We start from the raw sequence: 13,310 nt of genomic DNA, 5'->3' as shown, positions 1-13,310 counted from the left end.
AGGAGTGCAAATAATGACGAAAAAATGGACGGCGGAAAAATTAACACTAGGTGTTTGCTATTATCCAGAACACTGGTCAGAGGAACTGTGGGAAGATGATTTTCGAAGAATGAAGGAGGCAGGATTTACCTATGTTCGCATGGGGGAATTTGCCTGGACGATTTTTGAGCCAGAAGAAGGAGTATATTCTTTTGCTTTATTCGATCGGGCGATTGAAAAGGCCCATAAATTAGGCCTGAAAACAGTGCTCGGAACTCCAACGGCAACACCGCCAGCATGGCTCACCCATAAATATCCCGATGTATTGAATGTATCTCAATCTGGTATAGCTTACCAGCATGGCGCTCGTAGACATTATAACTACAATTCGGAAAACTACCGGAGACTAAGTTCGGCTATTGTGACAGAAATGGCAAAACATTATAGCTATAATCCAGGGGTTGTCGGGTGGCAGATTGATAATGAACTAAATTGTGAAATAGATGTTTTTTATTCCGAGGCCGATCATTTTGCTTTTAGAAAATGGGCAAAGGAAAAGTATCAAACGCTAGATCAATTAAATGAGGCATGGGGAACTGTTTTTTGGAATCAGACATATACCAGCTGGGACCAAGTCTATTTAACTCGTACAACGGTTCCCAATTCTCCGAATCCCCATCATATGTTAGATGAAAAGAGGTTCATTTCTGATAGTGCTATTTCTTATGCAAAAATGCAAGCAGACATTATTCGGAAATATACAAGCAATCAGTGGGTTACCACAAATGGGATGTTTAAGCATCTCAATAATCATAAGCTGACGAATGAAGTGTTAGACTTCTATGCTTATGATTCCTATCCTAATTTCGGCAGAGTCTTAGAAGATAAGAGCGATAAGCCTTTACGAGACCGGAAATGGAGCTGGAACTTAAGTGTCGTCCGCAGCATTTCCCCTAATTTTGCTATTTTTGAACAGCAGTCTGGTCCAGGCGGATGGGTAACACGACTAGAACAGCCGTCGCCTAATCCAGGACAGCTTCGACTTTGGACCTATCAATCGATTGCACATGGTGCAGATTTAGTTATGTATTTCCGCTGGAGAACAGCAACGAAAGGAACAGAAATTTATTGGCATGGCATTAATGACTATCATAATCTGCCTAACCGCCGTATAAAAGAAGTAGAGCAAGTAAGCAAGGAGATTCAACTAATAGGAGAGAAGATAGCAGGAGCGACTTATCAGGCAGAGATAGCGATCGTCACTAATTATGATAATGAGTGGGATGCGGAATTTGATAAGTGGTCTGGACCTTTTGCTTCCCTTAGCATAGAGGCATGGTTTAAAGCGCTGCAGTATAACCATGTACCTGTAGATGCCTATAATCTAAATAGAAACTCTAATCTAGAAGAGTTGAAAAAATATAAAGTACTGGTGTATCCTCATGCAGCGATTGTATCAGAACAAACAGCGAATTTGCTGGAAAGGTATGTAAAGCAAGGCGGCAAATTAATACTAGGCTGCCGAACTGGATATAAGGATGAAACAGGTCAAGTCTATATGAAAGCATTCCCAGGTTATCTAGCAGCTCTTACGGGAATATCGGTAGAGGATTTTACAAGGGAAGCGCCGTTTGAAACTACTCCAATCGTAATCTACAAAGATAAAACAGAGATTAAGACTAGAGGATTTTATGAGACTTTGAAAGTCGAATCAAAAGATACGGAAGTAATAGGGAGGTTTTCTGACTGTTATTTTGAAGGAAAGCCCGGCCTGGTTAAGCACCAATATGGAGAGGGAGCTTGTTATTATTTTGGAGGTGTTTTTACTATCGAGCTTGCTGAAAATTTACTCGAAGAAATACAAATTAATAATTATAATAATAAGTTTGATTTACCTGAAAGTGTAGAGTTGTCCATACGCAAGAAAGAAGGAAAAGCATTTGTTTTCTTATTAAATTATTCCCATGAGACGCAGGAACTGGGGGTAAAGGAGGAAATGACCAATATTTTAACGGGAGAGAAGATACATCAGAAGATACAATTAAAGGGTTATGATGTGCTTGTGTTAGAGTAGAATATCAGGGGATAAATAGGTTTAAGGAGGGACGTTGTAAATAAAGCAACGTCCCTTTTAAATTGCTAATATCTGCAAAATAAAAATTATTATTTTCATATTGTATGATTGTCCTTTATACTAGGGAAGTATGTTAAAAATAGAGTAGCTAGATCCCTCAAAGAAATGATTCTTTTCAAATAAATTAAGCTAGTGAATTTTTGTAAGGAGGAAATGTCGTTTGACCACTATTGAAAAAGAAACAATGATTGTTGAAATTAAGAATGTTGATGAAAAAGGTGCTGGACAGGCAGTTGTTTGGCGTGAAAATGAATTAGGAAACAAAAAAAAATTAAAACTAACAATTCCGCAAACTTTACCAGGTGAAAAGGTAAAGGTAACAGTTGATCAGCCTCACAGAAGACATCGAAAAGCGATGCCAGAAGAAATCTTAGCTGCACATGCGGAAAGAATTGGACCAGCTTGTCCACATTTTGAAAAATGCGGCGGATGTGTTTGGCAGCATTGGGATTATAATGGGCAATTACAACAAAAAACCAATCATGTAAAACGGGTGATTGAAGAACAAGGATTTGATCCGAGCTTAGTAAAAGATACTATCGGCATGGATGAGCCATGGAGATACCGTAATAAAATGGAATTTACCTTTGCTGCGGATGGTTCTCTTGGTCTGCATGAGCAAGGGAATTTCAGAAAAATTATTTCCTTAGAAACTTGCCTGATTGCTGGAAAAGAAATGGTGGAAGCAGCACTTGAAATAGCCAATTGGGTACAGGAACATGCATTAAAAGGTTATAATAAAGATACACATGAAGGACTTTTTCGTCATTTAATGGTGAGACAGTCTTTTGCTACAGGGGAAATGATGTTGGCGCTATTTGCGACAGAAGCTCCAGATGGTTCTTTGAAAGATGCAGTGGATACAGTAGTCGCTCGTATTACCGAAAAGTTCCCGCAAGTTAAAAGCTTTATGTGGCTAGAGAATACCGATTGGGCAGATCGTACGCAATCAGAAAAAAGCCATACATTAGCTGGCAGGGATTTTATTTACGATGAAATGGATGGATATCGATTCCGCGTGTGGTTTGATACTTTCTTCCAAACGAATCCAACACAAGCACAAAAATTAGTCGATTTAGCAGTAGAAATGGCAGAACCAAAAAAATCAGAAAATATGATTGATCTATTCTGTGGCGTCGGAACATTCTCTCTTCCATTTGCGAGCAGGGTTGGCAAGCTTGTAGGCATTGAAATTGTCGAAAGCTCGATTGAATCAGCTAAACGAAATGCAGGAGATAATGGTATTGATAATACTACTTTCCTAGCACAAGATGCCCGAACTGGACTAGCACAAGTATTGGAAACATTTGGCAGACCTGAGTTGTTGCTGTTAGATCCTCCTCGCTCGGGTGCAGGTGGAAAGGTAATGAGACGTATCGGACGTTCTCAACCAGAAAGAATTGTATATGTATCATGTAATCCGGATACCTTTGCTACTGATATTAAGCAGCTGGAGCCATTTGGATACACGTTGAAAGTGGTTCAGCCAGTGGACTTATTCCCGCATACGGTCCACGTCGAATGCTGTGCAATATTAGTAAGAAATAATTAACATTTGGGAAGCTGATTTCAGATTTTTTCTGCTATCAGCTTTTTTATTGTTATAGATAGAAAATGGGGTTGTATTAGTATTGTAGAATCTCCATTTTAAAAAAAATTATCCCCTATGTAGGGGAAATATGAGCAATTGGAGAAAGAGGAATTGTAAATATTTAGTTATTTCTCCCAAATACCCCGGCAAATATTACAGTTCTTCCAACAATTATGCAATGAGTTTTGTTTCCAAACCTGTTAGCCTTGTATATGGGCCTGTTAAAACAGGAGGTATACAAAAAATGAAACAGTTATTATTTATTGCAATTATATTCACTTTTATTAGTGGTTCTTATATATATATACCATCTATTGCAAATGCAGAAACAATTAGTAAGGAAGAAACAACAACTGTAGCGACAAGAAAATTTGCTGTTGATAAAAAAGAAAATGTAAAAGCTTCTGATGAATCAGCAGACATAACAAATAATGAAAAAAAATTACTGGCCCGTCTTGTTCATGCAGAAGCGAAGGGTGAGCCGTTTGCCGGTAAAGTAGCAGTAGCTGATGTAGTACTAAATCGTCTAGATGATAAGCAGTTTCCTGATACAGTAGAGTCTGTCATCTATGAGAAAAATGCTTTTCAGCCTGTTCAGAACGGTTCCATCGATAAAGCAGCGGATAAAGAGTCCATGGAAGCAGTAGAAGAAGCATTAAATAATGGTAAGGAGAATAAAGAGCTTCTTTACTTCTATAATCCAGATACAGCAACAAGTGATTGGATTTTTACAAGAAAAGTTATTAAGCATATAGGAAATCATGCATTTTCTATTTAATAAGTATTAATTAGTTAATTATTTTGCCATTATTTCATATATTTGTAGTAGTAGCTGGGGAGATTTTCGAATAGAATTTCTCCTTTTTTTATTTAAAATTCTTTATTAATTATAGCTAATACGCGAAAAAGGAAAATATTTGAAACTTTTTTAAATACTATTCGTATAGTTTTTTATTGAGGAGGTGATGTGGTGAAGAAAAGTAATCATCGTATATTCATAATCGCATTATTTCCTTTTCTTCTTATTTTATTAGTTGGATGTACTGAGAAAACAGTTAAGGACACAGATCCATACATACAACCAGTAGAAGCAGTTTTACAAAATGCTTTAAATGGCCCGAAGGATGAGTTAATAGAAATATGGAACAAACAAAAGGAAAGCAAAGTAAATGGAGAAGAAAAGCAGGCTGCTCTAGGAGAATATGAAGAAGCAGTCTTTAAAGATTATTTTTCTAATCAAAAATCCTATAATGATTTCATTACAAGATATGGAACGAACCTAATGATGGAGCCGTATAAAAAGGATTATAGTCTTAAGGTGAAAAATATTGAATTCGAAAGAACAGATTCGAAAGGAAAGATTTATAACTTTTCTATATCATTAGCATATCATAAAAAGGGCATGGATGAGCCAAAAGTAAAACAAGTAACTGGGCAAGCGAATGTAAATGCTGATTATAAAATTGAAAGAATGTTAATCCGTGTAAATGATTTATGGGGATCATTTGATAAGAGAAAGTAAAAGCTGCTATGTTAATGAAGAAGTGGATGAAGATAGCGTTAGAAAAAGAGATGTAATTATTCGGGTGAAATGATAAGAGACAGGCAAAAATGCCTGTCTCTTATTTCATTGTAATTCCATATCGCATTTTTTCCGATAATTCTTTTCCCGTTGTTTTCAATAGCTGTAAATAGTCATTAAGGAGATCATCGCTTACTGTAGAAACTAATGTTGAGATGCTAAGCGCTGCTAGTATTTGTCCATGTTGATTTAGAATTGGTACCGCGATACAGCGGACACCTAGTTCATTTTCTTGATTATCCACAGCATACTCGTTATAACGCACCTTTTCTAATTCCATAAGGAAATCTTCTTTCTTGGTAATAGTCCGGTTTGTTGCTTGTGTAAACAGATAGTTATCTAGTAGTGAATGAATTATATCTGGAGGTTGATACGATAACAATAATTTTCCGATTGCTGTACAATGGAGGGGAATTCTTCTCCCAATCCGAGAGTACCGAATAATAGAATTAGCCCCTTCTTCCTTGTCAATGTATACACCTGCATTCCCATCAAGAATACCTAGATGGCAAGTTTGGCCCGTCTTTAGTGCTAACTCAACGAGATATTTATTAGCTATTTGCCTGATGTTTAAAGTATTGATAACTAAATTCCCTCTTTCAACGAGCTTTAAGCCTAATCGATATTTTCCATTTTCAGAATTTTGATCAATATAGCGAGATTGCTGCAAAGTCTTTAATAAAGAATGTACTGTACTTTTATGAAGCCCCATTTGTTCGCTGATTTCCGTAATCTTTAATTCTACGGTGTGATCATTAAATAAATCTAATATTTGAAGTGCACGTTCAACAGATTGAATGATTGGCATAATATCTTCTCCATTTTTGTTTTATAATATCTAACTATTTCCTAGGATAACAAACATTATAGTGTACTTTTACATTAATACAGCCATTTCAAAATAGCAATCTCTATTTGTAAATTAGAAAATATTCAAAATTAACAAAATGTAAGTGTTTACTTTTAAGGGCTGTATGTTATAATCAATTCACACAGACTAAATAATAGTATTGAGTTTTATAATATAAAACAAAAAGGAGATAAGAAAAAATGACCGAACTGAATCGATTTAAAGGCATTATTCCGCCAGTGTCAAGCATTCTTGATAAAGATGGTAATCTGAAAGAAGGCGAAATGGCGTTATTAATTGATAAACTAATTGAGGAAAAAGTAAATGGCTTATTCTTTTTAGGTACTGGTGGAGAATTTTCGCAAATGTTTGTAAAGGAGAGAAAGAGGATTGCTGAATTTGCGGTTAAGTATGTTGCAAAAAGAGTTCCTGTCTTAATTGGAATTGGCAGCACGAATACAAGGGAGGCAATTCTGCTCGGTCAGCATGCGGAACAAATAGGCGCAGATGGAATTGTTGCTATTAATCCCTATTATTGGAATTTGACCAAAGAGAATTTATATACCTATTTTAGTGACATAGCAAAGTCCGTTAAGCTGCCAGTTTTACTCTATAATTTTCCCACCCTTACAGGGCAGGATTTAACACCTGATTTTGTGAAAGAGCTTGTTCTAAATCATCAAAATATAGTTGGTATTAAAGAAACGATTGATTCTATCGGACATATTCGCGAAATGAATGATAAGGTAAAAATGATTAATCCTGATTTTTCTGTTTTTTGTGGGTTTGATGACCATTTATTTAATACGTTACTGCTTGGAGGAGATGGAGCAATAACAGCTAGTGCAAATTTTGCACCACAATTATCAGTTGGTCTGTATAATTCCTTCTTAGCAGGGGATATAGAAAAAGCAGTTTCTTTGCAGAAACAATTAGCTATATTGCCACAACTATATAAAATAGATAGCCCGTTTGTAAATGTAGTGAAGGAAGCAACGAAATTATGTTATATAGATATTACAACCGAGGTGTTGCCTCCTGCTAAAGCACTCAATGAAGAGAAGAAGCAGCAAGTTAAGGAAATTTTACAACAGGCAAATTTATTATAAGAAAAGGTGATAGATTGCTTTTTTTGAAATGATTATTTGTTTACTAAACAAACAGATATTGGAGGGTGATAGGATGACATTACCATTTATATTTGAAAACGAGAATAAATCCCTTTATGAAGTAAAAACGAATGCAAAGGGGCCAACTGGAAAGCTGCCACTTACTGCACAAATGCTGGAGGATTCGCCGAGCGGGGATTTATTCGGACTTAGCCAAAATGTAGGGATGGGATGGAAACCGAAAGATTTATTAGGAACAGAAGTCCTTATTCTAGGTACAAAAGGTGGTATAAGAGATCATAATGGTGAGCCAATCGCGCTAGGGTACCACACAGGACATTGGGAAGTTGATATCCTCATGGCAGAGGCAGCTGCAGAAATTCGAAACCATAAAGGTGTTCCTTTTGCGGGTTTTGTTAGTGATCCTTGTGACGGTCGTTCGCAAGGAACATTAGGAATGTTTGATTCTTTCCCTTATCGAAATGATGCTGCAATTGTTTATCGGCGTTTAATTCGTTCATTGCCTACTAGAGAAGCAGTAATAGGCGTTGCAACGTGTGATAAAGGATTACCTGCCATGATGATTGCGCTTAGTTCTATGCATGATTTGCCAACTATTATTGTGCCTGGTGGTGTTACTCTGCCTCCAGCAATTGGGGAGGATGCAGGAAAAATCCAAACAATTGGCGCACGATTTGCGAATAAAGAAATTAGTTTGAAGGAAGCGGCAGAGCTTGGCTGCGTGGCATGTGCTACACCAGGAGGAGGCTGTCAATTCCTTGGTACTGCTGCAACCTCGCAAGTAATTGCGGAAGCACTAGGCATAGCAGTCACTCATTCAGCACTTGCTCCTTCTGGACAAAAGATTTGGGCAGAAATGGCAAGGCAGTCAGCAAGAGCTGTTTTAGAAATGGAAAAGAATCAAATTACAACAAAGGACATTATTACAGACAAAGCAATCGAGAATGCGATGGTTCTTCATGCTGCTTTTGGTGGTTCAACTAATCTTTTATTACATATCCCAGCTCTTGCACATGCTGCCAAATGTAAAATCCCCACAGTAGATGATTGGGCAAGAATAAATCGCAAAACTCCACGTCTAGTAAGTGTTTTACCTAACGGACCAGATCATCATCCCACAGTTCGTGTTTTTCTTGCTGGTGGTGTACCAGAAGTAATGCTTCATTTACGAAAATTAGGGCTTTTACATGAAGATGTCCTAACTGTTACTGGTCATACTTTAGGAGAGAACTTAGATTGGTGGGAAAAATCCGAAAGAAGAACGCAATTAAGGAAACGTTTATTAGAAGCAGATGGAGTCAATCCTGAGCAAGTAATTATGGATCCAGCTACAGCAAAAGCAAGAGGGCTCACTTCCACTATCACCTTTCCAAAAGGGAATATTGCACCAGAAGGATCTGTTATTAAATCGACTTCAATTGATCGCACTGTAGTAGGAGAAGATGGAATCTATAGACATACAGGAGCAGCAAAAGTATTTACATCTGAGAAATCAGCTATTACTGCAATAAAAACTGGGGGCATAAAAGCTGGAGATGTAATGGTCGTAATGGGAGGAGGTCCATCTGGAACCGGAATGGAAGAAACCTATCAATTAACGTCTGCTTTGAAATATTTGCCTTTTGGCAAATATGTATCTTTAATTACGGATGCTCGTTTTTCAGGTGTCTCAACTGGAGCCTGCATCGGTCATATCGGTCCGGAAGCATTGAGTGATGGACCAATCGGAAAGCTGCGAAATGGAGATTTAATCGATATTATGGTTGATTGTGAAAACTTGATAGGAACAGTTGATTTTATTGGTACAGAAGATCAACGATTGTCAAAAGAAGAGGCGGCATCCGTTTTAAAAACAAGAGAAGCACATCCAGATCTTAAACCAGACCCTAATTTGCCGGATGATACAAGGCTTTGGGCGGCACTGCAAGCGGTTAGTGGCGGGACATGGAGAGGCAGTGTATATGATGTTGACCGAATTATTGAAGTATTGGAAGCAGGGAAGAAGGCTTTAGCGAAAGAAGAAGGTTCTTTCACAAGATAGTTCCACAGTATCTTAGTAGAAGATAGCTCTGGTTGTCGTTGTAAGTTTAAATTAATTGTAAGCGTGAACAAAGCAATGGATGGAGGATTAAGATGTCGACCAATTTACAAAGGGAAGAGGTTACTCCGACACAAAGTGCACCAGCTGGTGAAAAGATAAGTTTAATAGAAAGATTAGGGTATGGTTCTGGTGACTTAGCTAGTAATTTTATCTGGCAAGCAATGAGCATTTTTATTGTATATTATTTTACAGATATCATTGGCATTGCAGCAGGAATTGTAGGATCCATTATGTTGTTTTCCCGGATATTTGATGGGATAACAGATGTATTGATGGGTTATGTCATAGATAAGACGAAATCAAAGCATGGTAAGGCTAGACCGTGGCTATTATGGCTTGCGATTCCTTTTGCAATCTCAGCTGTATTACTGTTCACCGTTCCAGATGTAAGCACTGTTTGGCAAGTTGTTTATATTACGATTACCTATAATTTAGTATGCCTTGTCTATACTGGTCTAAATGTACCGTATGGAACCTTAAATTCCTTAATTACACAAGATCAATACCAAAGATCTGTTTTAAATGTCTTTCGTATGAGTCTTGCATTAATAGGATCACTTATAGTTAGTAATTTGACCCTCCCACTTGCAAATGCCTTTGGAGGTGGCCAATTTGGATGGATTGTAACTTTCCTTATTTTTGGATCGATTGGCAGTAGTCTTTTCTACTTTTGTTTCAAATCAACTACTGAAAGAGTTAAGCCTGCTAGCAAGGAACAACAGCACAATCCCGTAAAACTAAAAGACAGCTTAAGAACGCTTGGGAAAAATAAGTATTGGGCACTTGTGACGACATTTATCTTTATGACCTATATTTTTAACGCCTTAAATTCTGGGGCAGTCATTTATTTTGCTCAGTATATTTTAGATGACACCCTTCTTGTTGGACTTGTAACAACAGCATATACAGTGTTTATCCTTTTAGGAATGGTGATTGTAGCACCAATTACGAAAAGATTTGGTAAAAGGAATGCCATTATTGTTGGGGAAGTAATTACGTTAATCGGTTATCTAATTATGTTAATTGACATCACCAATATAGCTTTAATTGTAGCCGGTACGATAATTCGAGGAATCGGTAAAGCGCCGATTAATGGAAGTATGTTTGCGATGCTAGGTGACACAATCGAGTACGGGGAGTGGAAAACAGGAATTCGAAATGAAGGTATGGTATATAGCGGCGGAAGCATGGGTATCAAAATCGGTAGTGGATTAGGAACCGCTATTATAGGATGGGTATTATTCTATGGAGGATATGTTGGCGGCGGAGGCACGCAATCGAATGCAGCATTGCTTTCTATTCAATCCCTGTTTATTTACATTCCAATGGCAATTACTGTTTTCTTAATTATCCTCATGCTATTCTATCGTTTAGATAAAATCTATCCTCGTATTATTAGTGATCTAAAAGCTAGAAGCGCAAACTAATTTCTAACATAATATGTTATAGCAATAGTTGAAGCTATTGGGAACGTACTAGTTTTGTAGATTCCTTTCCTAATTTACTTTAGAATTTACCAATGTTAAGAAAAGGGGTTATGAAATGAGTAAAATAATCAATCCAGTCTTGCCAGGCTATCATCCTGATCCTTCTATTTTGCGAGTTGGAGATGACTATTATATAGCGGTCTCTACTTTTGAATGGTTTCCAGGCGTACAAATATATCATTCTAAAGACATGATTAATTGGAGATTGCTAACATATCCATTAACAAGAGAATCCCAATTAAATATGATTGGAAATGTCAATTCAGGAGGAGTTTGGGCGCCCTGTTTAAGTTATTCAGAAGGGATGTTTTTTTTAATCTATACAGATGTAAAAAGTAGAATGGGAGCTTTTAAGGATACACATAACTATTTAGTGACAGCTGAAAATATTGAAGGGCCTTGGTCTGAGCCGATTTATCTTAATAGTAGTGGATTTGATCCTTCCTTGTTTCATGATGAGGATGGGAGAAAATGGTTAGTCAATATGATTTGGGATTTTCGTAAAGGAACTAATTCTTTTGCAGGAATCGCCCTGCAGGAATATTCTGTAGAAGAAAAAAGGCTAGTGGGACCGGTACAAAATATTTTTAAGGGCTCAGAGATAGGTTTAACAGAGGCACCTCATATATATAAGCGGAATGGCTATTATTATTTAGTAACAGCAGAAGGAGGAACTTGGTATACCCATGCGGTTACAATAGCTAGGTCAACGTTTTTATTTGGTCCATACGAAATAGATCCAACCAATCCAATCTTGACATCAGATGAGAACAAAAAAGACCAGCTGCAAAAGGCAGGTCATGGAAGCTTGGTGGAAACACAAAATGGTGAGTGGTATATGGCACATTTATGTGGGAGACCAGTTGTCGATAAAAAATGTATATTAGGGAGAGAAACGGCCATCCAAAAATGCTATTGGACAGCAGATGATTGGCTGCGTGTTGAAGGAGGACCAAATCCATCCACTATTGTGGAGGCACCGGATTTACAATTACATCCTTTTGAACAAGAGAGCAACCTTGATGATTTCCAAGGTAATTCCTTAAAAAAATATTGGAACTCATTAAGAAGAACATTTACAGAGGATTGGATTTCACTAACAGAACGACCAGGTTATTTGACATTAAAGGGTGGAGAATCGATGAGCTCCCTCCATCATCAAAGCCTGTTAGCACGCAGACTAGAGAGTTTCACGGTGGAAGTAGAGACAGCAGTTGAATATACACCCGAAAACTTTCAACAAATGGCGGGATTAATTTTTTATTATGATACAGATGATTATGTGTACCTCCGAATTACGACACATGAAACATTGGGAAAATGTATCGGAATTATTGAATCCAAGCATGGGGTTTATGATGAATTACTCGATCAAGATATACCATTAAAATCTACAGGGGAGGTTAAGATAAAGGCAAAAGTTGACCAGCAATGGCTACAATTTGCTTATGCAGAAGAAGATGAATGGAAGAATATCGGCAGTAAAATCGATATTAGTCATTTATCAGACGATGATGCAGATTATATACGTTTCACTGGAACCTTTGTTGGGATATGTACACAAGATTTAAGCGGGCAAAAGAAACCAAGTTATTTTTCATACTTTAAGTATGATGAGTTGTAAAAAAGAATATCAGAAAAGGGTACTGTGAAGTTTACAGTACCCATCTTTATGTGGTAAGAAAAGGAATAGTTAATCATTAATTATGTTTCCTTATAGATAGTGATAATCATGTCCGTAGTTCACAATCTCGCCATAACTTTGTGAACTAAATGTGAAATATATCACAATATACTTTCTCATAGTGAAAATAGTGCTATTATATAAGTGTAGTAAGAAACAAACAAGATCTTGTAAAAGTAAATGTGAATCAATGAACAAACTAATAATTTATCATTCTAAGGAGATGGAGAGAAATGTTAGATTTATTAAGAAATAATAAAGTAGTTGCAGGAATTTTAGCTTTTATCCGAATTTATCTTGGTTATCAATTTATCCATGCAGGCTATGAAAAAATAACAAGTGGTGCCTTTGACGCAAGTGGATTTTTACAAGGGGCGATCGCAAACAGCACAGGTGAACACCCAGCAGTGCAAGGATGGTGGGCAGCATTCTTAGAACATGTAGCACTTCCGAATGCGGATTTATTCACTTTCTTAGTTCAATGGGGAGAATTATTAGTAGGGATTGCATTAATTCTCGGTTTATTCACAAGCTTTGCAACTTTAATGGGAATGGTCATGAACTTCGCATTCTTGTTCAGTGGAACAGTAAGCACAAACGGACAAATGATTTTACTAGCCATCTTCGTAATAGTGGCAGGAGCTAACGCTGGTAAATTTGGTCTTGACCGCTATGCAATGCCATATATCAAAAATCAAATAAATAACAGAAAAAATAAACATAAAAAAGAAGCAGCCGCTGTTTAAGGGGTCTAAAAGAGAGAGCCAGTTAC

At 37.1% G+C, this 13,310-nt stretch carries 10 protein-coding genes; 9 read left to right on the top strand and 1 reads right to left on the bottom strand.

Annotation, left to right across the window (positions count from 1 at the left end; translation table 11 throughout):
• The first annotated feature begins 13 nt into the window (after positions 1-13).
• The 4 genes from BCI01S_RS14840 to BCI01S_RS14825 all read left to right on the top strand — a co-directional run bounded on the left by BCI01S_RS14840 (position 14) and on the right by BCI01S_RS14825 (position 5,226).
• On the top strand, positions 14-2,053 hold the full coding sequence (locus BCI01S_RS14840) for a beta-galactosidase (protein WP_061799743.1): 2,040 nt from the start codon (positions 14-16) through the stop codon (positions 2,051-2,053).
• A 244-nt stretch (positions 2,054-2,297) separates the two neighbouring features.
• Positions 2,298-3,665 (top strand): 23S rRNA (uracil(1939)-C(5))-methyltransferase RlmD, encoded by a 1,368-nt coding sequence (rlmD, locus tag BCI01S_RS14835; protein WP_082810074.1) that lies wholly within the window; start codon positions 2,298-2,300, stop codon positions 3,663-3,665.
• A gap of 283 nt (positions 3,666-3,948) precedes the next feature.
• Complete coding sequence (locus BCI01S_RS14830; RefSeq protein WP_061799735.1) at positions 3,949-4,482, top strand: cell wall hydrolase; 534 nt, start codon at positions 3,949-3,951, stop codon at positions 4,480-4,482.
• Positions 4,483-4,674: 192 nt separating this feature from the next.
• Entirely contained in the window at positions 4,675-5,226 is a 552-nt protein-coding gene (locus tag BCI01S_RS14825) for a hypothetical protein (RefSeq protein WP_047941510.1), read from the top strand.
• 100 nt (positions 5,227-5,326) lie between these two features.
• On the opposite strand, the gene BCI01S_RS14820 is transcribed toward BCI01S_RS14825, so the two are convergent.
• Positions 5,327-6,094, bottom strand: a complete 768-nt coding sequence (locus BCI01S_RS14820; protein ID WP_061799730.1) for an IclR family transcriptional regulator — start codon at positions 6,092-6,094, stop codon at positions 5,327-5,329.
• A gap of 242 nt (positions 6,095-6,336) precedes the next feature.
• On the opposite strand from BCI01S_RS14820, the gene BCI01S_RS14815 reads away from it, so the two are divergent.
• The 5 genes from BCI01S_RS14815 (at position 6,337) to BCI01S_RS14795 (ending at position 13,284) form a co-directional block, all read left to right on the top strand.
• Complete coding sequence (locus BCI01S_RS14815) at positions 6,337-7,245, top strand: dihydrodipicolinate synthase family protein (RefSeq protein WP_061799728.1); 909 nt, start codon at positions 6,337-6,339, stop codon at positions 7,243-7,245.
• A gap of 73 nt (positions 7,246-7,318) precedes the next feature.
• Positions 7,319-9,307, top strand: a complete 1,989-nt coding sequence (locus BCI01S_RS14810; protein ID WP_061799726.1) for a YjhG/YagF family D-xylonate dehydratase — start codon at positions 7,319-7,321, stop codon at positions 9,305-9,307.
• Between the two features lie 92 nt (positions 9,308-9,399).
• The gene (locus tag BCI01S_RS14805; protein ID WP_061799725.1) at positions 9,400-10,794 is read left to right on the top strand and encodes an MFS transporter; all 1,395 of its coding nucleotides are present in this window, start codon (positions 9,400-9,402) and stop codon (positions 10,792-10,794) included.
• A 115-nt stretch (positions 10,795-10,909) separates the two neighbouring features.
• Positions 10,910-12,478: a glycoside hydrolase family 43 protein gene (locus BCI01S_RS14800; protein ID WP_061799722.1), complete on the top strand. Its 1,569-nt coding sequence runs from the start codon at positions 10,910-10,912 to the stop codon at positions 12,476-12,478.
• 293 nt (positions 12,479-12,771) lie between these two features.
• On the top strand, positions 12,772-13,284 hold the full coding sequence (locus BCI01S_RS14795) for a DoxX family protein (RefSeq protein WP_047941516.1): 513 nt from the start codon (positions 12,772-12,774) through the stop codon (positions 13,282-13,284).
• Positions 13,285-13,310 lie beyond the last annotated feature (26 nt).

It is taken from the genome of Niallia circulans NBRC 13626 (assembly GCF_001591585.1).
In the GTDB taxonomy this organism is placed as follows: domain Bacteria; phylum Bacillota; class Bacilli; order Bacillales; family Cytobacillaceae; genus Niallia; species Niallia circulans.
Note: the sequence above shows the minus strand (reverse complement) of the source record. Positions and strands in the feature narration are given on the sequence as shown.

Coding starts and splice junctions, on each gene's coding strand:
- BCI01S_RS14840 (WP_061799743.1), top strand. CDS start 14: ATGACGAAAAAATGGACGGCGGAAAAATTAACACTAGGTGTTTGCTAT.
- rlmD (WP_082810074.1), top strand. CDS start 2,298: ATGATTGTTGAAATTAAGAATGTTGATGAAAAAGGTGCTGGACAGGCA.
- BCI01S_RS14830 (WP_061799735.1), top strand. CDS start 3,949: ATGAAACAGTTATTATTTATTGCAATTATATTCACTTTTATTAGTGGT.
- BCI01S_RS14820 (WP_061799730.1), bottom strand. CDS start 6,094: ATGCCAATCATTCAATCTGTTGAACGTGCACTTCAAATATTAGATTTA.
- BCI01S_RS14815 (WP_061799728.1), top strand. CDS start 6,337: ATGACCGAACTGAATCGATTTAAAGGCATTATTCCGCCAGTGTCAAGC.
- BCI01S_RS14810 (WP_061799726.1), top strand. CDS start 7,319: ATGACATTACCATTTATATTTGAAAACGAGAATAAATCCCTTTATGAA.
- BCI01S_RS14805 (WP_061799725.1), top strand. CDS start 9,400: ATGTCGACCAATTTACAAAGGGAAGAGGTTACTCCGACACAAAGTGCA.
- BCI01S_RS14800 (WP_061799722.1), top strand. CDS start 10,910: ATGAGTAAAATAATCAATCCAGTCTTGCCAGGCTATCATCCTGATCCT.
- BCI01S_RS14795 (WP_047941516.1), top strand. CDS start 12,772: ATGTTAGATTTATTAAGAAATAATAAAGTAGTTGCAGGAATTTTAGCT.